The organism is Pseudoalteromonas sp. 3D05 (assembly GCF_002723455.1).
Classification (GTDB): domain Bacteria; phylum Pseudomonadota; class Gammaproteobacteria; order Enterobacterales; family Alteromonadaceae; genus Pseudoalteromonas.
Map to the genome: position 1 here is coordinate 15,217 of NZ_PDUS01000010.1, position 22,524 is coordinate 37,740.

Below are 22,524 nucleotides of genomic sequence, written 5' to 3' on the forward strand. Positions count from 1 at the left end.
GGTTTTTTTATTAACAATACAAAGAGCTGTTACTGTTTACGTTGCGCTTCTTTTTGCGCTTTCTTTGCTTCTTTGCGTTGTTGCAAAACTGCTTGAGCTTCGTTACCAATGTGGCCTTCACCGCGTACTTGCGCTAATTCAATTTGCTTTTGACGCTCAGCAAAGCGAGCACGTTGCTCGTCGGTTACATCATCAATACAATGATGACATGACACCCCTTCCATATATTCAGGCTTTTGCTTTTCATCTTCGGTAATTGGCATACGACATGCGTGACACTGATCGTAAGAGCCCTTTTGTAAGTCATGATTTACCGCAACTCGGTTATCAAATACAAAGCACTCGCCTTCCCACATGGTGTCTTCTTTTGGCACTTCTTCTAAATATTTTAATATGCCGCCTTCAAGGTGGTATACCTCATCAAAACCCTGCTCTTTCATATAAGCTGTTGATTTTTCGCAGCGAATACCACCAGTACAAAACATAGCTACTTTTTTATGCTTTTCTGGGTCAAGGTTTTCTTTTGCCCATTGTGGGAATTCACGGAATGTTTTTGTATTTGGATCAACGGCGTTTTCAAACGTACCAATTTCAATTTCATAATCGTTACGCGTATCAACTAAGATCACTTCAGGGTCTGAAATCAGTGCATTCCAATCTTGCGGTTTCACATAACTACCAACCACCTTTAAAGGATCAATACCTTCAACACCCATAGTGACAATTTCTTTTTTAAGCTTTACTTTAGTACGGTAAAACGGGCATTCGTCATCATATGATTCTTTAGTAACAATGTTGTCTAAATTTGGTTGAGAATCTAACCACGCCAATAAATTATCTATCCCATCGCGTTTTGCCGCGACAGTACCGTTGATGCCTTCAGCGGCAATTAGCAAAGTGCCTCGTACGTCGTTTTGCTCCATTACATTAAGTAAGGGTTCGCGAAGTGCCTCAAAATCAGGTAGAGAAACAAATTTATACAGTGCGCACACAACAAAGTGATCGCTGGTTACATTATCTTTATGGATAGCAGTCATGGTTTTCCTATTTTGCTTTTAAAACCCGCAAGGGGCGTTTACCGAATCGTAAATCCGGCGCATTGGGGCGCATATTCTACGCTTTTTCTTTTTAAATGCAAAAAAACCTATGATTGTCTGGTTTTTACTGTCAGCGATGCATAGGACTAAGCTATAATAGCGTTCAGATTTATGAAGATTTAAATTACTCATTTGGAGATAGACACTTTGCACTTTACTGATCTTGGCATTGATAACCGCCTTGAAACTCAACTTGCGCATCAAGGCATTACTCAGCCAACTGATATTCAGGCACACGCTGTGCCTACAGCTTTGGCTGGCCATGATATTTTTGCTCAATCTAAAACTGGCTCAGGTAAAACATTGGCGTTTTTATTACCAGCCGTACAACGTGTAATGAAGCAAAAAGCGCTCAGTAAACGTGACCCGCGCGTTTTAATTGTCGCTCCAACCAGGGAGCTCGCTACGCAAGTATTCACTCAACTTAGATTACTTATCGCAGGAACAAATATTAAAGCGCTAAAAATACTCGGTGGTGAAAACTTTAATGATCAGATAAAAGCGCTGAGAAATGACCCGCATTTTGTTGTAGCTACGCCAGGTAGACTAGCTGATCACCTTACCCAACGCTCACTGCAACTGAGTGGTTTAGAGTTATTAATCTTTGATGAAGCTGACCGTATCCTTGATCTTGGTTTTACAGAACAACTAAAAATGATCAATGAATTAGCTAATCACCGTTTACGCCAAACATTATTGTTTTCAGCAACGCTTGATCACGCACAAGTTGATGCGCTATCGCGTAATTTACTTAAAAAGCCTAAGCAGATTATGCTCAGCGCCGCAAACGAGCAACATTCGGATATCAAGCAAAGTCTTTATTTAGCTGATCACCTAGATCACAAAGAAGCACTCTTAGAGCACTTTGTTAAACAAGATGACGTTGGCCAATGTATTATTTTTACAGCAACGCGCGCAGATACCGCACGACTGAGTGAGCTTTTAAATAGTAAAGGGCTAAAAGCACAAGCCCTTGCTGGTGATTTAACGCAAAGTAAGCGTTTGGATATCATGGATGCCTTCAGCCGAGAAAACTTCAAAGTGCTTATTACCACAGATGTTGCTTCTCGCGGCTTAGACTTGTTAAGTGTCACCCATGTTATTAACTTTGACTTGCCAAAACATGCAGAAGAATACGTACATCGTATTGGACGCACAGGTCGAGCAGGATTTAAAGGAACAGCTATCTCATTGGTCGGACCAAAAGATTGGCCAAGTTATAAAGCTATAAAGTCATTTTTAAATGATGAGTTAGCATTTCATACTGTTGAAGGGCTAACGGGTAAATTTAAAGGCCTGCGGGATAAAAAGCCCCAAGTACAGAATATAGCTAGTGATAAAGTAAAACCAAAAGCTAAAGCTGCACCGAAGCGCAAAGCTAAGCCTAAAAAACCTCAAGCACCAATAAAAGCACCCTTAAATATTGATGGTGATGCGCCTATGCGTCGTCGTAAAAAGCCAGAGCAGGAATAATTATGAGTTACCTTGGTACAACCCAAACCTTATTTGTCAATGAAGTTAGTAATGAAGGTGCTTACCTTGATGGCCACGATTTAGGCGAAGTTTTTCTTCCTAGTCATGAAATTAAACATGAGCTTGAAGCCGGTGACAGCATCAGTGTTTTTATTTTTTTAGATAATGCAAATTTACCGACAGCCACAACCAAAAAGCCACACGCACAAGTAGGTGAATACGCCCTACTGCGAGTTAAAGAAATTAATAGCATCGGTGCATTCTTAGATTGGGGATTAGATAAAGATGTACTTGCCCCGTTCAATGAACAAAAGCCTCGTATGCAAGAAGGTCACTCCTACTTAGTACGTCTTTACTTAGACAACGCCAGCTCTCGTATTTGCGCATCTAGCAACTTTAATCGTTTTCTATCTAAAGAAGAGCCGCAATATACTCACTTACAAGAAGTTAATTTAATTGTTGCAGGCAAAACTGACATTGGTTACAAAGTATTAGTTGAAGAATCGCACTTTGGCGTGGTTTTTTATAATATGGTATTTAAAAACCTGTTTGTAGGGCAAAAACTGACAGGTTTTATCCAAAAAGTACGTGAAGACGGCAAAATAGACGTCATTCTTGAAAAACCAGGTATGGGTAAAGTCAGTGAGCTTGGTGAGAAGATCATGGATAAACTAAAAGATGAAGGTGGCGTATTAGCCATTGGTGATAAATCAGACCCTGAACTTATCAAAAAAGTGTTCTCAACCAGTAAAGCAAACTACAAAAAAGCCATTGGTGGTTTGTTTAAGCAAGGTCTAATTGATATTGAAGCTAAGTTAATTAAGTTGAAATGATACTGAGCTAGTAATAGTTAGTGTTATAAAAAGAGTAAAGCCAAAGCTTTACTCTTTTTATATGAATACCAGTTACAATTATAAGTTGGCTAAACGCGACGAATGCTCACAATGTAGAAGAAAGCGTTAATCAGGTTCGAACTGCATAAAGAAAGTAGCTAGAATTATACTGTATGCTCTATATAAGCTGTTTTTTGTGTCGAACAAAGTCTGTTAATGCTCATTAATATATTAGTTTGTGTAAGCTTGCTACAAGCGCAAATTTTTAAACATTCTTTGTATGTTAGGGCTTATTTTTTGCCTTAAGTGCCGATTTTCTTATTTACTCACCGTTCTTTTTCTAAAAATATTAGGCTGCCAGCCAAAATGTAAAGCGCCAAGTCTTAAAAACACAGTAACCAAAAGTGATCCGACAATACACCATATGTAGTTTACTTCGAGTAAAAACAGTGCAGCGTAAGTAAGTCCACCACAGAAACAGGTAGTGGAATATAGTTCATCACGCATTACAAGAGGCAATTCACGACAAATAACATCTCGCATCAGGCCACCAAAGATACCTGTCGTCATGCCCATAGTGATAGCGACCATCATAGTCGTTCCTTCTATTAAAGCCTTTTCAATACCGACTATATTAAATATAGCCATACCGATTGCATCAACCAACAACATATAATAATTTGATACATCAGGGAGGTAGCGAATAAACATAACAGCCACAAATATAGAACCATAAGTTGCATATAAATAACTAGGTTCTGAAATCCAAAAGACGGGTTGATTCAGTAATATGTCCCGCAAAGTACCGCCGCCCAGTGCTGTAACAGTTCCAACTACTACCACACCAAACCCGCCAATATCTTTATCGTGCCCAAGCAGAGCGCCAGAAATAGCAAAAAATGCGACACCAATTAAACTTAAAATATTAAAATATTCAGCTGTCATATAGGTTTCCTTACCGAATTAATCATTAGCATTTTAGTTTAGAGATAGTTTATTTACGCTGAACATAGCCGAATTTATTAAATCAAATAGTGAAGAAAAATACGATAAGCGAGCTATATGTGCATTTTTACAGTATGGCAGCAGAATGAACAGCGGCTATAGAACGCCGAGTTTAACAATATAATTTAACGAAAGTCTTAAACATATTATTGATAACTTACGTGGATGCTTTTTAGGTAACTTATTCAGTTATGAATATGAGTCGTATGGGAATATCGATGGAGGTGCTATCAGTTCAAGACAAATTTCGAATTGCAATCAAAGTATGATGGATAGATATTAGCCAGATCTAACACTTAATCTTTAACACGTGGTATTGCTCAATTAAAACACTTTATTTTTATTGCGTTCAGCTTGTAACCTAAAAAAAGCAAAGTAAAAACTTTGCTCTTTTCTCTTAGAGTAAGTACGTGCTAATACAATGTTTGTTTATTTTAACGAGTCATTAATTGCTTTAAGAACCGCAACAGGGTCTGCTGCTTGTGTTATTGGGCGGCCAACAACCAGGTAGTCACTGCCATCATCAATAGCTTGTTTTGGTGTCATAATACGCTTTTGGTCGCCTGCATCACTGCCAGCTGGGCGAATACCTGGGGTCACAAGTTTAAACTCATCACCTAGCGCTGCTTTTAATTGCTTGGCTTCTTGTGCTGAGCACACTACCCCGTCAAGGCCTGACTCTTTTGCAAGCTTGGCCAAATAAATAACTTGTTCAGCAGGCGTTTTATCCACTCCTAATCGTGTAAGCTCTGCCGCATCCATACTGGTTAACACGGTTACAGCGATTAAAAGTGGTGCATCATCACCAAACTGCTCTAAAGCTTGTTTGGCTTTAGTCATCATTTCAACACCGCCACTGGCATGAACGTTCACCATCCATACACCCATTTTAGCAGCGGCTGTTACCGCTTTCGCTACTGTGTTTGGAATATCATGGAATTTTAAATCAAGAAAAACATCAAAACCTAGCTCAATTAGCTCTTTAACAAATGCAGGACCAAAATAAGTAAACATTTCTTTGCCTACTTTCAAACGGCACGTATCAGGAGAAAGCTGTTTAACAAAATTTAACGCTGTTTGTTGATCATCATAATCAAGGGCAATAAGAACTTTTTTTGATTGGTCGAGTAACATAACTTTCCTAAAAAATAGAAGTAATACTAAAATTAAAAACCGTCTAAGCCGCGGCTTGGTACTATGGTTTCCCAATGCTTGCAAGATGGGCAAACCCAATAAATAGTATGGCTTGTAAATCCACAATGCTGACATTGAAAAGCAGGCTTTGTGGCAATGTAAGATGTAACTAGATTATCAATCTGATCGAGAACATCTTTTATGTTGTGATTTTGCTTTGCTAATAATTGCAGTAAAAAACTAAAACCGCGAATAGTAGGCTGGCGCTTGAGACTATCAGTAAGAAACTTGATTGCTTGTTCTGTATGCCCCTGCTCTATAAGCGCTTGGCAATGCTTTATTTTTATTAACACACCGCCTTTATCTATTAATTGTAAAAGCAACTCATGGAATTGGTGTGTTAAGTTTAATTGATGATAGCTGTGGGCCAAGTCTTCAATAAACAATGGCGCAAAAAAAGTAAAGTTACAGATTAATTCACGCCAATAATAAATAGCCTTAACATAATCTTCTTTTGCGAATGCTGACTGACCAAGCTCAAATAATGGTCTAATTGTTTTATGGTTTAAGCTGATTGCTTTTCGCATGATTTGGGGATCGTTTTCAAGCAAAGCGGATTCGCAATAAAAGTTTGCTATAGCTTTAAAATGTTGAGGCTTTGAAAATAAGTCGCCGTGTGCTTCAAACATGTTAATACCCTTCTCCCACTCCCTTGTTTGAGCGTATAAGGTAAGTAGCGGATCTATGGCTTGTTCATGATTTGCTTTTACTAACCAGACTAAATGTTCTTCAGCGCCATCAAGCATACCTGCCATAATATAATCTTCGGCAAGTTCTAAACGGCTTGCAGCAGCTTGCTGCTCATTCAAACTTGGGTGTTTCAAAAGTAGTTCATGAATTTTTATAGCACGGTCGAGTTCGCCTCGACGACGAAACATGGTGGCAAGCGTTGAGTAATGCTCAACAGAATCAGCGGCAACTTCAAGTAGATTAATAAGGTGTTCTAAACCTTGATCTTCCTCTCTATCAAGTAAGAACTTCAACCCTTTACTGTATTCAGAGGTAATTTGGCGGTTTAATTGATGAGCTTGGTTTTTCGCACTGTTTTTACCCATAATCCAGCCGTAACCAGCCGCAACAGGCAACAGCAAAAACAAAAGCTCAATCATAATTAAGTGTCTTTATTAGCAACAAACTTAGTGTTGTTTTTTTCAGGTGCTAACTTTTTCTTCAAGCGATAATTTTGCCATTTTAATTGTGAAAATAGTTTAAAACTAATAAAACAACCAACGACAACACCTAAAGCAAAGCAGATACTTATAATCATAGCTAGAGGCAGTGTATTACTGGCAATAATATAATTAATTTGTACTAACTGCGGATTCTGTGAACCAAGCACAAATGCAAATATCAAGCATATTGCTACGAGGATAATTTTTAATACTCGAAACAAGTAACTACTCCTGCTGGTAACTAAGCAATACTCGCATTTACACGATCTCTTAGCTCTTTACCAGGCTTAAAATGAGGTACATGTTTACCATCTAACTCAACCGTATCGCCTGTTTTAGGGTTACGACCAGTACGTGGTGAACGAAAGTGAAGTGAGAAACTACCAAAACCACGGATCTCAATTCGATCTGAGTTTGCTAATGAGCCGGCCATTTGTTCAAGAATTTCTTTAACGGCGTTTTCAACATCTTTCACAGGTACCTGAGCATGTTGTTCGGCTAGTTGTTCTATCAATTCTGACTTAGTCATAACGTTTCCTTAAAAAGAGATAAAGGAAGGGCAGCACTGCCCTTCCAATGAAGACTAATTATTAGTCTTTTTGTGCATTTGCAAATGCAGCAGCCATTGCGTTTTCGAACACTGGCTCTTCTTTCTTAAGCTTCTCTAATGCTTCTTTCTCTTCTGCTTCGAAAAGAGCTTTAACAGATAAGCTTAAAGTGCGGTTCTTACGATCAACACCAACATATTTCACTTCGATTTCGTCGCCTACAGAAACAACAGAAGTTGCATCTTCAACGCGCTCTTGAGCGATATCAGCTACACGGATGTAACCTTCAACGCCTTCGATAAGTTCAACAGTTGCGCCTTTCGCATCAACTTCAGTCACTTTACCTTTAACAATAGCACCTTTTTTGTTTGCATCAAGGTAGTTATTGAATGGGTCAGCTTCGATTTGCTTAACACCTAGAGAGATACGTTCGCGCTCTGGGTCAACTTGCAATACGATAGCAGTGATTTCGTCGCCTTTCTTGAATTCACGTACAGCGTCTTCGCCAGGTGTATTCCAAGAAATGTCTGAAAGGTGTACAAGACCATCAATACCACCGTCAAGACCGATAAAGATACCGAAGTCAGTGATTGATTTGATCTTACCAGTAACTTGGTCGCCTTTGTTTTGTAGACGAGCAAATTCCTGCCAAGGATTAGCAATACATTGCTTAAGACCAAGAGAAATACGACGACGTTCTTCGTCGATTTCAAGAACCATAACTTCAACAGTGTCACCTAGTGAAACAACTTTTGAAGGGTGGATGTTCTTGTTAGTCCAATCCATTTCAGAAACGTGTACTAGACCTTCAACGCCTTCTTCGATTTCTACGAAGCAACCGTAATCAGTAAGGTTAGTTACACGACCAGAAAGTTTAGAACCTTCTGGGTAACGACCAGCGATAGCTGCCCATGGATCTTCGCCAAGCTGTTTAAGGCCTAGAGATACACGAGTTTTATCTTTGTCGAATTTAAGAACTTTAACTGCGATTTCGTCGCCAACATTAACGATTTCTGAAGGGTGCTTAACACGCTTCCACGCCATATCAGTGATGTGTAGTAGACCATCAACACCGCCAAGGTCAACGAATGCACCGTAGTCAGTAAGGTTCTTAACGATACCTTTAACTTCTTGGCCTTCAACAAGGTTAGCAAGAAGCTCTTCACGTTCTTGTGAGTTCTCTGATTCGATAACTGCACGACGTGAAACAACAACGTTGTTACGTTTTTGATCAAGCTTGATTACTTTAAATTCAAGCTCTTTGCCTTCAAGGTGAGTTGTGTCACGTACTGGACGAACATCAACAAGTGAACCAGGTAGGAAAGCACGGATTGAATCAACTTCAACTGTGAAACCGCCTTTAACTTTACCGTTGATAACACCAGTAACAGTCTCTTGCTCTTCACATGCTTTCTCAAGACGGATCCACGCTTCGTGACGCTTCGCTTTCTCACGAGAAAGGATAGTTTCACCGAAACCGTCTTCGATTGCATCTAGTGCAACATCTACTTCGTCGCCAACAGCAACTTCTAGTTCACCAGCAGCATTTTTGAATTGCTCTGCAGGGATAGCACTTTCTGATTTAAGACCAGCATCTACAAGTACAATGTTGTTCTCGATTGAGATTACTGTACCTTTAACGATAGAGCCTTGCTCTGCTTCAAAACCCTTTAGGCTTTCTTCAAATAACTGCGCAAAATTTTCTGACATACGAATATACGTCTCATATATTTAATACCAATAAGCAACCATGCTGCATGGGGTTGTTAAAATAGCACTGGCATCCTGCTGGTGCATGTAAAATGTGTTTAACTTCTTTTCGGAAGTTTACCCTCAGAAATAGCAGAATCTAACAAAGTCATAACTTTATCAAATACTTGCTGAGCATTGAGCTCACTAGTATCAAGCTCAATAGCATCATCTGCGGGCACAAGCGGCGCAACTTCACGATTCATATCGCGATCATCACGTGCTTGAATGTCCTCTAATAGACCACTTAGTGTAACATCAAGACCACGTTCATTCAACTCAACATAACGTCTGCGAGCTCGTTCTTGTGCACTAGCGGTTAAATATATTTTTAACGGCGCGTCTGGAAACACCACAGTGCCCATATCACGGCCATCCGCAATCAAGCCATTTTCTGTGCGAAACGCACGTTGGCGACGAAGTAGCGCTTCTCTCACGCGAGGTAAAGCAGCCACTTTTGATGCCGCTGCACCGACTTCTTCATTACGAATTGTGGTTGATACATCTTCGCCTTCAAGAATAACCTTTCCAGCATTTGTTTGACTATCAACTAAAAACTGCACATCCAGATTGGCAGCTAAAGGCACCAATGCCTCTTCATTGTCCAATGCAATTTGATGATGAAGTGCGGCCAGTGATAACACACGATAAATCGCGCCACTGTCTAAGACATCCCATCCTAATTTATCGGCTAACAAGCGACAAACAGTTCCTTTACCTGAACCACTTGGGCCATCAACGGTGATTACGGGCATTAATAACGCCTGCATTTAAACCTCCTGCAATGCACACCAAAATAAAACCGCCGTATTATACGCCAGATATTAAAATAGATCCGCTTTTTGTATGTAAGTTTTTATGTTTATTGATTTGAATCTATTCACTAACGCTTTCTAATACCTTGAAAAAGGTAGGAAACGTTTTATATGTGCACTTAGGATCATTAATGGTTATAGCTTTGCCGCCTACCGCAACCATTGCAAAACACATCGCAATTCGATGGTCGTCATAGGTGTCTACTGCTACATCATTAAAATGTTCAGGCGGAGTAATTTCAATAAAATCGTCGCCTTCAACTACATCAGCACCTACTTTACGAAGCTCTGTGGCCATGGCATGTAATCTATCTGTTTCTTTAACGCGCCAATTGTAAATATTGCGAATGGCCGTTGGTCCCTTTGCGAATAAAGCTACCGTCGCAAGGGTCATTGCAGCATCTGGAATTGCGTTAGCATCGATATCAACCCCATTTAGTTGTCCTTTACGAACAACTAAGCGCTCGTCATACCAATCAATTTTAGCACCTACCTGCTCCATCACTTTGGCAAAACCAATATCACCTTGAACAGACTTAGCACCGACACCTTTTATTTCAATTTCACCGCCTGCTATTGCAGCGGCTGCAACAAAATAAGAAGCAGATGACGCATCTCCCTCTACCATAATACGTTCTAAAGCTTGATACTGCTGTGAACCTTTTACTTTGAATGTCTGATAATCATCATGGCTAACCTTTACACCAAAGCGTGCCATAACATCTAATGTAATATCGATATAAGGCTTTGATACAAGAGTCCCTTTTATAGAGATTGTGGTATCACCGTTAAACAAAGGTGCTGCCATTAAAAGTGCAGTTAAAAATTGGCTCGAGATACTGCCATCAATTTCTACTTGGCCGCCAGCTATTTCGCCACCACAAATTTTCAGTGGTGGGTAATCTTTGCTTTTTAAATAATTAACATTGCCGCCTAGCGATTGTAATGCATCAACTAAATGACCAATTGGACGCTCTTCCATACGCGGCTCGCCAATTAACTCATACTCGCCCTTTACCGCTGCAAGTACTGCAGTCAAAGGTCTATATGCTGTTCCTGCATTTCCTAAAAACAAAGGCTTGGACGGCGTTAAAAACGCCCCTCCAACACCATGTACCGTTGCCACTGTTTTATCTTCATTGAGTTCTACATCAACGCCTAATAGCTTTAGGGCACCAAGCATGTGGCGAATGTCATCACTATCAAGTAAGTTTTCAACAACGGTAGTCCCTTTGGCAAGGGCAGCTAATAAAAGTATTCTATTAGATAAGCTTTTTGACCCTGGTAATGTAACACTGCCATTAACACATGAAATAGGCTCTAAACGAAGTTGTTCCATTAACTGTTCTCCTTCGCAAATTTAGCCATAAAGTCCACTAAGGCTTGAACCCCTGCAAGCGGCATTGCATTATAAATACTTGCACGCATCCCACCTACAATTCGGTGACCTTCAAGCGCAACTAAACCAGCTGCTTTGGCCTGACTTAAAAACTGCTCATTTAAACTTTCGTCATTTAGCCAAAACGGTACATTCATACGAGAACGACAATGTTTAGCGACTTTATTAGTGTAAAAGGGTGACTCATCAATAAATCCATATAGCAGCTCTGCTTTTGCAATATTTTGCTGCTCCATCGCTTTCACCCCACCGCTTTGCTCAAGCCATTCAAATACTTCAGCGGCTAAGTACCATGCAAATGTTGGTGGCGTGTTGTACATGCTGCCTTGTTTAACTTCAAGGGCATAATCAAAAATCCCCGGCTTAGGGAGTCCTTTGCGTTCAAGTAGGGTTTTGCGAACTATAACAATGGCAAGCCCTGAAGGACCGATATTTTTTTGTGCACCGGCATAAATTAAATCAAACTGGTTAACATCAAATTCGCGAGACAATATAGTTGATGACATATCAGCAACAATGGGCGCAGTTGGATGACTTGGCACATCAAAGACTTCAATACCGTCAATCGTTTCATTAGGACAATAATGTATATAAGAAGGATCAGTTGGAAAGACCCACTCACTGACCGGTTTTATTGAAAACCGCTCGCTTGTATCATTACGTACATCAAGTTCACTAACTTGGGTAAATTTTACAGCTTCCGCTACAGCCCCTTTGGACCACACACCGTTTTCACAATAAATAGCGGCTTTGTCATCTAAGTGTAAGTTTAAAGGGACAGCGGCAAATTGACCTCGACCACCACCGTGCATAAATAGCACTTCAAACTCGTCGCTTATATTCATTAATCGGCGAAGGCTTGCTTCACATTTTTCAGTTAGTGCTAAAAATTCTTTACTTCGGTGACTTATTTCCATCACCGACACACCTAGATTTTGCCAATCAACAAATTCTTTTTGTGCTTTTTCCATCACAGCTGGCGGTAGCATTGCTGGACCCGCACAAAAATTGTATATACTCATTACCTTTCCTCATTCCAGTAATTACTTTTTTTATTTTCAATACAGCCATAAAAAAAGCGGCCAAAGCCGCTTTTTAAAAGTTAAAATTATTCTTCTGGTGGGTTATCACCAGCGTCATCATTAACTGTTTCGACAACTTCTTCACTCTCGCCCTCGATAGCTATAAGCTCATCGATTTCGATCTCCTCGATACGTTGTAAACCAACTACTTGCTCTTCGTCAATAGTTCTTATCAAAATAACACCTTGGGTATTACGCCCAACGGTAGAAACTTCGTTTACACGTGTTCGAACAAGCGTACCACGATTAGAGATAATCATGATTTCGTCATTGTCATCAACTTGCACAGCACCGACAACTGCACCATTACGTTCGCTCACCTTAATCGATACAACACCTTGTGTTGCACGGCTCTTAGATGGGTAATCTTCAAGCTGGGTACGCTTGCCGTAACCATTTTCAGTCACAGTTAAGATAGCACCATCCGTTTTTGGTACGATTAATGATACAACACGTTGTCCGTCAGCCATCTTAATACCACGAACACCTGTTGCGGTACGACCCATTGGACGCACACCTTTAAAGCGGATTTCTGGGTTACCATTCTCGTCAAGTACAGGGTTGCCGTTTTCATCAACAACAGCTGATTCTTCAGCTTCTTTAAAGCGAACAACTTTACCCGCATCAGTGAAGAGCATGATCTCATTGCTACCATCTGTGATATCTACCCCAATGAGGCTATCGCCTTCATTTAGGTTTACAGCGATGATACCGCTTGCACGCTGACGACTGTATGCCGTAAGCGGAGTCTTCTTAACTGTACCAAATGCCGTAGCCATGAAGATGTATTTATCTTCTTCGTACTCTCGTACCGGCAAGATAGCGGTAATACGCTCATCAGCTTCAAGTGGCAGTAAGTTAACAATTGGCTTACCACGTGCCGCACGACTCGCTAGCGGTAATTGATACACTTTAAGCCAGTATAAACGCCCTGCCGTTGAGAAGCACAAAATAGTATCGTGAGTATTCGCAACTAATAAACGTTCAATGAAATCTTCATCTTTCATCTTCGTCGCAGATTTACCCTTACCACCACGTCGCTGCGCTTCGTAATCTGATAATGGTTGATACTTCACATACCCTTCGTGCGACAAGGTTACTACAACATCTTCTTCGTTGATCAAGTCTTCAAGGCTAATATCGTGTGCTGCAGCGTTAATTTCTGTTCGACGCTCATCACCGTATTGGTCTTTAATTTCAACCAACTCATCACGAATAACTTCCATTAAACGCTCAGGCGATGCCAAGATATGTAATAACTCAGCAATTAAATCTAATAACGTTTGGTATTCGTTTAAGATTTTTTCATGTTCAAGACCCGTTAGCTTGTGTAAGCGTAGATCTAGAATTGCTTGAGCTTGCTGCTCAGAAATATAATATTGACCATCACGAATACCCAAGTCGTCTGCTAACCAATCAGGGCGTGCAACATTCGCTTCACCCGCTTTTTCAAGCATCGACTTAACATTACCCAATTCCCAAGGACGGGCTGTTAACGCCGCTTTCGCTTCAGCTGGTGTTGGTGATTTACGAATAAGCTCAATGATTGGGTCAATATTGGCAAGCGCGATAGCTAAACCTTCAAGCGTATGTGCGCGATCACGTGCTTTACGTAAATCAAACACGGTACGGCGAGTTACGACTTCACGACGGTGAATGATAAACGCTTCAAGCATTTCTTTTAGATTAAAGCATTTAGGTTGGTTGTTAATCAAAGCAACCATATTCATACCAAACACAGTTTGTAATTGTGTTTGTGCATAAAGGTTATTCAGAATAACTTCGCCAACATCACCACGTTTGATCTCAATAACGATACGCATACCGTCTTTATCTGATTCATCACGTAATGCACTGATACCTTCGATTTTCTTATCTTTTACAAGTTCAGCGATTTTTTCAATCAAACGCGCTTTGTTTACTTGATAAGGAATCTCATGAACTATGATGGTCTCACGACCTGACTTTTCGTCTACTTCAATTTCAGCACGGGCACGGATATACACTTTACCGCGGCCGGTCAAATAAGCTTGTTCAATGCCTTTTTTACCGTTAATGATTGCCGCAGTTGGGAAATCAGGGCCAGGAATGTATTCAATGAGCTCATGAATAGTTAAATCTGGGTTTTGGATTAAAGCTAAACAGCCATTAACTACCTCAGATAAATTATGTGGCGGTATGTTTGTTGCCATACCAACCGCAATACCTGACGAGCCATTCACCAAAAGGTTAGGAACTTTCGTCGGTAACACGTCTGGGATTTGCTCAGTACCATCATAGTTAGGTACAAAATCAACCGTCTCTTTTTCAAGATCGGCTAATAATTCATGCGACATTTTTGCCATACGTACTTCGGTATAACGCATTGCAGCCGCAGAGTCACCATCAACAGAACCAAAGTTACCTTGGCCGTCTACTAACATGTAACGTAAAGAGAATGGCTGGGCCATACGGACTATGGTGTCATAAACCGCACTGTCGCCATGGGGATGGTATTTACCAATTACGTCACCGACAACACGTGCCGATTTTTTATATGGTTTATTCCAATCATTACTAAGCTCGTTCATTGCAAACAAAACGCGGCGGTGAACTGGTTTTAAACCATCACGCACGTCTGGCAATGCACGTCCAACAATTACGCTCATCGCGTAATCTAGGTAGGACGTTTTTAACTCGTCTTCAATATTGACTGGCAGAATTTCATTGGCGAGATCAGTCATTTGATATCACATTCCTTCAGTATTAACTCTTAACGTACCATTTTAATGGTCTTCAGAGTATTTGTTGTTATTAAACGTATTCTAATAGACCATGCTATCACAATTAATTTAGATTTACAGGCGCTAAATCTTTGCGATTTATTAATTTAGCCCTATATAATGGCCTCAGATTGACGAGGAAGTATTTTATGACCGAACATCAAAATGTAGATAGTGCAGAAATTGCAAAGTTTGAAGCCATTGCCGAAAGGTGGTGGGATTTAGAGGGTGAATTTAAGCCTCTTCACGAGATAAATCCATTAAGATTAGATTTTATCACCAACAAAACACAAGGCTTATTTGATAAGGAAGTGCTTGATGTAGGCTGCGGCGGCGGTATTTTAACCGAAAGTATGGCTCGAATGGGTGCCAAAGCAACAGGCATTGATATGGGCCAAGAGCCTCTTACAGTGGCAAAACTTCATAGTTTAGAAACGGGTGTGGATGTAGATTACATAAAAGTACCTGCAGAAGAGTATGCCCAAGCTAACCCTGCTCGCTTTGACGTAATTACCTGTATGGAAATGTTAGAACACGTACCCGACCCTGCTTCTATTATTCATGCGGTAGCTGCGCTTGCAAAACCTGGCGCAGACGTGTTTTTCTCGACCTTAAATAAAACCCCAAAAGCGTATTTATTTGCCATTGTAGGCGCTGAAAAACTTCTAAAAATGGTACCTGAAGGCACGCATGATCATAAAAAGTTTATTAAACCTGCGCAACTGATTGCTTGGGCTGAACAAGCAGGTTTAAAAGTAAGAGCCAGTACTGGCCTTAACTATAATCCGTTATCTAAACAATACACACTCAATACAGACGTTAGCGTTAATTATATTCTCCATTTTGAGAAGCTCGCATAATGAGCAGTTCAAACAATTTGATTCACGATATGGATTATGACGCCTTTATTTTTGACTTAGATGGTACGTTACTCGATACCGCCGACGATTTAGGCGCAGCACTAAACACCGTGTTAGTGTCGCAAAACTTACCAACAGTCAGTGCTGATATATACCGCCCTGCCGCTTCTAACGGCGCAGTTGCGTTATTGCAAGCTGGGTTTGGTGATCTTTGGCTTAATCAAAAAGACCAAAACGCGCTTCGCCAACAACTACTCACCGCTTACAGTGATAACATCGCTGTTCATAGCCGCTGTTTTGATGGTGTTGCGCAACTATTATTGGCACTTGAAAAGAAAAATATAAAATGGGGGATAATGACTAACAAGCCCAGCTTCTTAACGATCCCACTGATCTCGCAGATCAAAACGCTACACAATGCACAAGCTGTTGTCAGTGGTGACACCCTTGAGGTAGCAAAACCCTCACCTTTACCTTTATTACACACAGCCGAATTATTAGCAGTAGATCCAAGGCGTTGTTTATATATAGGTGATGCCGAGCGTGATATTCAAGCTGCAAAGGCCGCTGGTATGCGCAGCGCAACAGCACTGTGGGGCTATGTACCTAGTGAGTCAGACGCATTAGATTGGAATGCTGATTTTAATTGGCAAAGTCCAATTGATGGATTTAACCACATATAGTGTATTATTAATATTAAAACACTACATATTGTGATTAGGCTAATTTTAACTCAAACTATGATGATAAAAAAAGCAGCCTAAATTTATTTTTAAAATGACTAAATTTAGTCGATCTTGAGTTGCTTTTTATAAATTTCATTTTAATCAAAAGGTCAAAGGTTAATGGCTACTAACACAATCGCGTTATCCCAAACTTATCCACAAAGGGGCCCGTTTATGCCCCTTGCAAATGATCGCAGACCACACTATCTTGTGATCTAGAATTTGAAGAGCACCAGATATTGTGGCTAAATGTTATTCAATTAAATTCGATTTTAACCCTAATAAATAGAATAATAATTTTCTAAGACTATATTTCCCAAGGAATACAGGCAAAACTATGAACCAACAGCTATCTGTAAGCAAACGTGACGGCCGTAAAGAGTCACTTGATTTAGATAAGATCCATCGCGTCATTGCTTGGGCCGCCGAAGGTCTGAATAATGTGTCTGTCTCGCAAGTTGAATTGAAATCTCACATTCAATTTTATGATGGTATTCGTACTGAAGACATTCACGAAACAATCATCAAAGCAGCTGCAGACCAAATTTCAAAAGACAGTCCTGATTATCAATACTTAGCGGCTCGTTTAGCTGTATTCCACCTACGTAAAAAAGCGTATGGTCAATTTGAGCCCCCTCGCCTTTATGACCAAATAACAAAACTAGTAGAAGATAAACGTTACGATGCACATCTGCTAGTCGACTACACGGAACAAGAAATTGATGAGCTTGATAACTACCTTGATCATAGCCGAGACCTAAACTTCAGTTATGCTGCTGTAAAACAGCTTGAAGGTAAGTATTTAGTTCAAAACCGTGTAACTGGTGAAATCTATGAAAGTGCACAGTTTTTATATATCCTTGTGGCTGCAAGCTTGTTCTCAGATTACCCTAAAGAAACGCGTTTAGATTACGTTAAACGCTTTTATGACGCCGTATCGCAATTTAAAATTTCTTTGCCTACACCTATTATGGCAGGTGTGCGTACACCAACACGTCAGTTTAGCTCGTGCGTGTTAATTGAGTGTGGCGATAGCCTTGATTCAATCAATGCAACATCCTCTGCCATTGTTAAGTACGTTTCACAACGTGCTGGTATTGGTATTAATGCCGGTCGTATCCGCGCATTGGGAAGCCCTATTCGCAATGGCGAAGCGTATCACACAGGATGTATCCCATTTTATAAACACTTCCAAACAGCTGTTAAAAGTTGTTCGCAAGGCGGTGTTCGTGGTGGCGCAGCAACGTTATTCTACCCACTATGGCATTTAGAAGTTGAAAACTTACTCGTGCTTAAAAATAACCGTGGTGTTGATGACAACCGTGTTCGTCACTTAGATTACGGTGTGCAATTTAATAAGTTAATGTATTCGCGTTTAATAAAAGACGACTACATTACATTATTTAGCCCATCAGATGTACCAGGTCTATACGATGCTTTCTTTGAAGACCAAGATGAATTTGATAAATTATATGTTCAATATGAGCAAGACGAATCAATTCGTAAAAAGCGTATTAAAGCAATTGAGCTGTTTTCTATGTTTGCACAAGAACGTGCAAGCACAGGCCGCATTTATTTACAAAATGTAGATCACTGTAATACTCACAGCCCGTTTATTTCAAAAGTTGCCCCAATCCGTCAATCTAACTTATGTTTAGAAATTGCATTGCCAACTAAGCCATTGAATAACGTAAATGATGAAGAAGGCGAAATCGCTTTATGTACATTATCAGCGTTTAACTTAGGGGCAATTAAGTCACTTGATGAGTTAGAAGAGCTTGCTGAGCTAGCCGTACGTGCACTTGATAACTTACTTGACTTCCAAGACTACCCAGTTCCAGCAGCTAAAAATGCAACTATGGGACGTCGAACGCTTGGTATAGGTGTTATCAACTACGCATACTACCTAGCTAAAAATGGTAAGCGTTATTCTGATGGCAGCGCAAATGCACTGACCCACAAGACATTTGAAGCAATTCAGTATTACCTTATGAAAGCATCAAATGAATTAGCAAAAGAACGCGGTGCTTGCCCTAAGTTCAATGAAACAACATATTCTCAAGGCATAATGCCAACAGATACATACAAAACTGACCTTGATAAAATTTGTGATGAACCACTTCACTTGGATTGGGATACATTGCGTGCAAGCATTAAAGAGCACGGTATGCGTAACTCAACATTATCAGCATTGATGCCATCAGAGACATCATCGCAGATTTCAAATGCAACAAACGGTATTGAACCACCTCGTGGCCACATCAGCGTTAAAGCCAGTAAAGATGGTATCTTGAAACAGGTTGTTCCTGAGTATGACCGTCTTAAAGACAGCTATGAGTTGTTATGGGATATCCCATCGAACCAAGGTTATTTGCAATTAGTGGGTATTATGCAAAAGTTTGTTGATCAAACGATCTCTGCTAACACTAATTATGATCCAAACAAGTTCGAAGGCGGTAAAGTACCTATGAAGGTGTTACTGCAAGACTTACTTGCAGCTTATAAGCTGGGTGTTAAAACCTTGTATTACCATAATACTCGCGATGGCGCATCAGATTCACAAGATGATACAGCTGTTCAACCGGAAGATGATGATTGCGCAGGCGGCGCATGTAAAATTTAAGCACTGTTTTTAAAATATATTCATAGCGGGCTTTGTGCCCGCTTTGCCCTGTTAGTTTTTTGAGTGATCCTATGTCTTATACTACTTTTAGCCGAAACCATAATAACCAATTACAAGAACCGATGTTTTTCGGCCAAACAGTGAACGTTTCTCGTTATGACCAACAAAAATACCCGATTTTTGAAAAATTAATCGAAAAACAATTGTCTTTCTTTTGGCGCCCGGAAGAAGTCGATGTTAGTAAAGACCGCCTAGATTTCCAAGCACTGCCAGAGCATGAAAAACATATATTTTTGAGCAATCTTAAGTACCAAACACTGCTTGATAGTGTTCAGGGTCGCTCACCAAATGTTGCTTTGCTGCCAATTGTCTCAATCCCAGAGCTTGAAACGTGGATTGAAACGTGGGCATTCAGTGAAACTATTCACAGTCGCTCATACACACACATTATCCGTAATGTTACTCAGTCACCAGAACTGATTTTTGATGATATTGTAAGTAACGACAAAATCAGTGAACGAGCTGATGCCGTGACTAAATATTACGATGAGCTGATCAATAAAGTAGCCATCTACAATTTATATGGTGAAGGTAAACATGAGCTTAACGGTGAGACCGTTAATATTAGCTTGTTTGAATTAAAAAAATTACTTTATCTGGCCATGATGTCTGTAAATATCCTAGAAGCAATTCGCTTTTATGTTAGTTTCGCATGTTCTTTTGCATTTGCAGAGCGTGAACTTATGGAAGGCAACGCAAAAATCATTAAACTCATTGCCCGCGATGAAGCACTTCACTTATCAGGTACTCAGCATATTTTAAATATTATGCAAGATGGCAAAGATGACCCTGAGATGGCTATTGTTGCAGCGCAGTGTAAAGACGAAGCGATTAAAATGTTCGTTGATGCTGCAGAGCAAGAAAAAGAATGGGCAGAATATTTATTCAAAGATGGTTCAATGATTGGCCTAAATAAAGATATTCTTTGTCAATATGTTGAATACATTACAAATGCACGCATGAGTGCAGTAGGACTTCCTACCCAGTTTGAAAATAATAGTAACCCAATTCCATGGATAAGCTCTTGGTTGGTATCAGATAACGTACAAGTAGCCCCGCAAGAAGCTGAGATTAGCTCATACCTTGTGGGCCAAATTGACTCGCAAGTTGATGCCTCTGACTTTGGTGATTTTGATCTGTAATGTCTGATAGTAAAACTGTAAGGATCACCCTTACAGATAGTGGCCAGGATCTAACCTTTGATTCTGGCTGCCCTTCTCTTTTGGCTTGTCTTGAACACAACAAACTAACGGTTTCATATCAATGTCGTGAAGGATATTGTGGTGCGTGTAGAGTTAAGTTAACCAAAGGCAGCATCATATATAATCAAGAGCCTCTGGCGTTCGTTCGAGAAGGCGAAGTACTGCTGTGTTGTTGTAAACCTGATGGTGACGTGTCTATAACTTTAGATTAGTCACTAGATGGCAAAAACCTGCACGTTACACACCACATACTTTGTTTTTACCACTGGTCTTTGCTAAATAGAGGTTTTCATCAGCCTGTTTTATTGCTGAATCAATGCTGTCACTGTGACTTATTTCACTCACACCAACGCTAACAAATAAAGTAAAGCTCTGCTCATTTATATGAACGGGATGTCTTAATAAGTCTTGTTGAATTTGCTTTGCTAACACAATTGCATCATCAGCTTTTGTTTGCGGTAATACACATAAAAACTCTTCCCCCCCCAGCGGCAAAATATGTCGTTTTCTGTAGAAAAACGCCTGAAGGTATCTGCTAAATGAATGAGCGCACAATCGCCTACTTGATGGCCAAATTGATCATTAATTTTTTTAAAGTCATCTACATCAATAATCATAATAGACAGTGATGTATTTGATTTATCACTCAACGATTTTTCATCGTATAAACGTTCAACGGTATATCGTCTATTCGGTAAATTAGTTAACGGATCGGTTGTGGCTAATATTTCATTGTTCTTGGCTAATTGAATTAATTTTTGGCTATAGCTTTCACGAAAATATTCATAGAAGCCACTTAACAATGCAACAATAATAAACGATAAAACAATGCGTAATAGCAAATGCTCTGAGTCATAGACATGGCCATCGAAGTACTCCGCGAAAACAAACGTAATAATAACAGCAAAAATAAAAAGCGAAATATCGACAATGCCTTTGCGTAAACCACGAATGAAGAATGTAACAGGTGAGACAATATAGATCCAAATAGGCCCCGTGCCGTGACTGCCTCCTGTAAAAACCAAAAACAACATTAATGCATAAAGTGTATATAAAACAACCCAACCCCCAACATAATCTTGGCGCTTAATAAAACAAGGTGAGATAAACAACATTGAAGATGTTAATAAGGCAATGAATAACAGCGTGTCATTATCGGCAAAAGCGAAGCAAGCCATAATAAGTGTGGTAATTGAGCCAATAAATGCGAAAGAGCGAACTATCAGCTTTCGTTCATTTTTGTCTGAATAATTTATCATTTATTGATTTTGCTATCCTCAGAATCACGCCTTCAAGTTTTAATATGATTTCTTGTGGTAACTATAGACAATTAATTACCATCAATGACGATTTAATGCCAGTTAAATTGCTTGGTGTAGTAGTAATTAGCTTGATCACTAATGCTGACACTATGGTGGTCAATAGTGATATCCCACTCTAGGTTACGTGTTAAATGCTGTTTGATTTGATCAATAAACTGACTATCAATTTCAATCAAGTGATTATTTGGCAAGCGTGATAACTGTGGCCTTGCCTGATCTAACCACTGACTGTGTGCCTTCGTTAAAATAATAAATTCATCAACAAGTTTTGCGACCTTAAGTAGGCGTTTTAAATCAGGCTCATCCACACTTAACCATTTAGTGTAGTGTTCATCAAAGGCTTTGATAGACACATCAGGCAAATTTTTGTCCGTGTTTAGTTGCGCTGAACTGTCATATGACAAAAAACTGTAACCCAATAGCTTTAGAATAAAATGATCAAGCGTTTCGTTTTTCGTCAGTGATGTGGTAAACACTTCTTTGTGATTACGTTGCTGGCGTAGATCAGCAATGGTAAAACGAGCTTTAAAAATTCGGCTTTTGTCAGTCATTTTCATGACTCCGGCGATAAACGAATAATAAGTATAGTTGAGAATGAATAAA

Annotated in this window: 21 protein-coding genes; 7 read left to right on the forward strand and 14 right to left on the reverse strand. The window is 39.8% G+C overall.

What is annotated here, in order from left to right; genetic code table 11:
• Positions 1 to 29: 29 nt before the first annotated feature.
• On the reverse strand, positions 30 to 1,037 hold the full coding sequence (locus tag CSC79_RS11365; protein WP_099295929.1) for a rhodanese-related sulfurtransferase: 1,008 nt from the start codon (positions 1,035 to 1,037) through the stop codon (positions 30 to 32).
• Between the two features lie 207 nt (positions 1,038 to 1,244).
• On the opposite strand from CSC79_RS11365, the gene CSC79_RS11370 reads away from it, so the two are divergent.
• Positions 1,245 to 2,570, forward strand: a complete 1,326-nt coding sequence (locus CSC79_RS11370; RefSeq protein ID WP_099295930.1) for a DEAD/DEAH box helicase — start codon at positions 1,245 to 1,247, stop codon at positions 2,568 to 2,570.
• Positions 2,571 to 2,572: 2 nt separating this feature from the next.
• Positions 2,573 to 3,403: a S1-like domain-containing RNA-binding protein gene (locus tag CSC79_RS11375; RefSeq protein WP_099295931.1), complete on the forward strand. Its 831-nt coding sequence runs from the start codon at positions 2,573 to 2,575 to the stop codon at positions 3,401 to 3,403.
• Between the two features lie 318 nt (positions 3,404 to 3,721).
• On the opposite strand, the gene CSC79_RS11380 is transcribed toward CSC79_RS11375, so the two are convergent.
• From CSC79_RS11380 to gyrA, 10 genes are all read right to left on the reverse strand, one after another.
• Entirely contained in the window at positions 3,722 to 4,348 is a 627-nt protein-coding gene (locus CSC79_RS11380; RefSeq protein WP_099295932.1) for a trimeric intracellular cation channel family protein, read from the reverse strand.
• Between the two features lie 489 nt (positions 4,349 to 4,837).
• On the reverse strand, positions 4,838 to 5,542 hold the full coding sequence (gene pyrF, locus CSC79_RS11385; protein WP_099295933.1) for an orotidine-5'-phosphate decarboxylase: 705 nt from the start codon (positions 5,540 to 5,542) through the stop codon (positions 4,838 to 4,840).
• Between the two features lie 32 nt (positions 5,543 to 5,574).
• Positions 5,575 to 6,711, reverse strand: a complete 1,137-nt coding sequence (lapB, locus tag CSC79_RS11390) for a lipopolysaccharide assembly protein LapB (protein WP_099295934.1) — start codon at positions 6,709 to 6,711, stop codon at positions 5,575 to 5,577.
• A 2-nt stretch (positions 6,712 to 6,713) separates the two neighbouring features.
• Complete coding sequence (locus CSC79_RS11395; RefSeq protein ID WP_099295935.1) at positions 6,714 to 6,995, reverse strand: LapA family protein; 282 nt, start codon at positions 6,993 to 6,995, stop codon at positions 6,714 to 6,716.
• Between the two features lie 20 nt (positions 6,996 to 7,015).
• The gene (gene ihfB, locus CSC79_RS11400) at positions 7,016 to 7,303 is read right to left on the reverse strand and encodes an integration host factor subunit beta (RefSeq protein ID WP_099295936.1); all 288 of its coding nucleotides are present in this window, start codon (positions 7,301 to 7,303) and stop codon (positions 7,016 to 7,018) included.
• 61 nt (positions 7,304 to 7,364) lie between these two features.
• Entirely contained in the window at positions 7,365 to 9,032 is a 1,668-nt protein-coding gene (gene rpsA, locus CSC79_RS11405) for a 30S ribosomal protein S1 (protein ID WP_058558687.1), read from the reverse strand.
• A gap of 98 nt (positions 9,033 to 9,130) precedes the next feature.
• The gene (gene cmk, locus CSC79_RS11410; protein ID WP_099295937.1) at positions 9,131 to 9,841 is read right to left on the reverse strand and encodes a (d)CMP kinase; all 711 of its coding nucleotides are present in this window, start codon (positions 9,839 to 9,841) and stop codon (positions 9,131 to 9,133) included.
• Between the two features lie 106 nt (positions 9,842 to 9,947).
• A complete protein-coding gene (gene aroA / locus CSC79_RS11415) occupies positions 9,948 to 11,225 on the reverse strand; it encodes a 3-phosphoshikimate 1-carboxyvinyltransferase (RefSeq protein WP_099295938.1) in 1,278 nt (425 codons plus the stop codon).
• Positions 11,225 to 12,307, reverse strand: coding sequence for a 3-phosphoserine/phosphohydroxythreonine transaminase (gene serC, locus CSC79_RS11420; protein ID WP_099295939.1), 1,083 nt, complete (start codon positions 12,305 to 12,307; stop codon positions 11,225 to 11,227). Before serC ends, aroA begins: the two co-directional genes overlap by 1 nt.
• Before the next feature lie 86 nt (positions 12,308 to 12,393).
• Positions 12,394 to 15,090 carry a DNA topoisomerase (ATP-hydrolyzing) subunit A gene (gene gyrA, locus CSC79_RS11425; RefSeq protein ID WP_099295940.1) on the reverse strand — a complete coding sequence of 899 codons (2,697 nt, stop codon included), beginning with the start codon at positions 15,088 to 15,090 and terminating at the stop codon, positions 12,394 to 12,396.
• 188 nt (positions 15,091 to 15,278) lie between these two features.
• On the opposite strand from gyrA, the gene ubiG reads away from it, so the two are divergent.
• The 5 genes from ubiG (at position 15,279) to yfaE (ending at position 20,811) form a co-directional block, all read left to right on the forward strand.
• The gene (ubiG, locus tag CSC79_RS11430; protein ID WP_099295941.1) at positions 15,279 to 15,989 is read left to right on the forward strand and encodes a bifunctional 2-polyprenyl-6-hydroxyphenol methylase/3-demethylubiquinol 3-O-methyltransferase UbiG; all 711 of its coding nucleotides are present in this window, start codon (positions 15,279 to 15,281) and stop codon (positions 15,987 to 15,989) included.
• Complete coding sequence (locus CSC79_RS11435; RefSeq protein ID WP_099295942.1) at positions 15,989 to 16,672, forward strand: HAD-IA family hydrolase; 684 nt, start codon at positions 15,989 to 15,991, stop codon at positions 16,670 to 16,672. The genes ubiG and CSC79_RS11435 overlap by 1 nt, the downstream gene beginning before the upstream one ends.
• 379 nt (positions 16,673 to 17,051) lie before the next feature.
• Positions 17,052 to 19,337, forward strand: coding sequence for a class 1a ribonucleoside-diphosphate reductase subunit alpha (nrdA, locus tag CSC79_RS11440; RefSeq protein ID WP_099295943.1), 2,286 nt, complete (start codon positions 17,052 to 17,054; stop codon positions 19,335 to 19,337).
• A 71-nt stretch (positions 19,338 to 19,408) separates the two neighbouring features.
• Complete coding sequence (gene nrdB / locus CSC79_RS11445) at positions 19,409 to 20,539, forward strand: class Ia ribonucleoside-diphosphate reductase subunit beta (protein WP_099295944.1); 1,131 nt, start codon at positions 19,409 to 19,411, stop codon at positions 20,537 to 20,539.
• Positions 20,539 to 20,811, forward strand: a complete 273-nt coding sequence (gene yfaE, locus CSC79_RS11450) for a class I ribonucleotide reductase maintenance protein YfaE (RefSeq protein WP_099295945.1) — start codon at positions 20,539 to 20,541, stop codon at positions 20,809 to 20,811. Before nrdB ends, yfaE begins: the two co-directional genes overlap by 1 nt.
• Positions 20,812 to 20,836: 25 nt before the next feature.
• Here yfaE and CSC79_RS20095 read toward each other — a convergent pair whose 3' ends face one another.
• The 3 genes from CSC79_RS20095 to CSC79_RS11465 form a co-directional block, all read right to left on the reverse strand.
• Positions 20,837 to 21,094, reverse strand: a complete 258-nt coding sequence (locus CSC79_RS20095; RefSeq protein ID WP_237114007.1) for a GGDEF domain-containing protein — start codon at positions 21,092 to 21,094, stop codon at positions 20,837 to 20,839.
• On the reverse strand, positions 21,025 to 21,858 hold the full coding sequence (locus CSC79_RS11460; protein WP_099295947.1) for a diguanylate cyclase: 834 nt from the start codon (positions 21,856 to 21,858) through the stop codon (positions 21,025 to 21,027). The genes CSC79_RS20095 and CSC79_RS11460 overlap by 70 nt, the downstream gene beginning before the upstream one ends.
• 92 nt (positions 21,859 to 21,950) lie before the next feature.
• Positions 21,951 to 22,472, reverse strand: a complete 522-nt coding sequence (locus CSC79_RS11465) for a YaeQ family protein (protein ID WP_167850828.1) — start codon at positions 22,470 to 22,472, stop codon at positions 21,951 to 21,953.
• Positions 22,473 to 22,524: the final 52 nt, after the last annotated feature.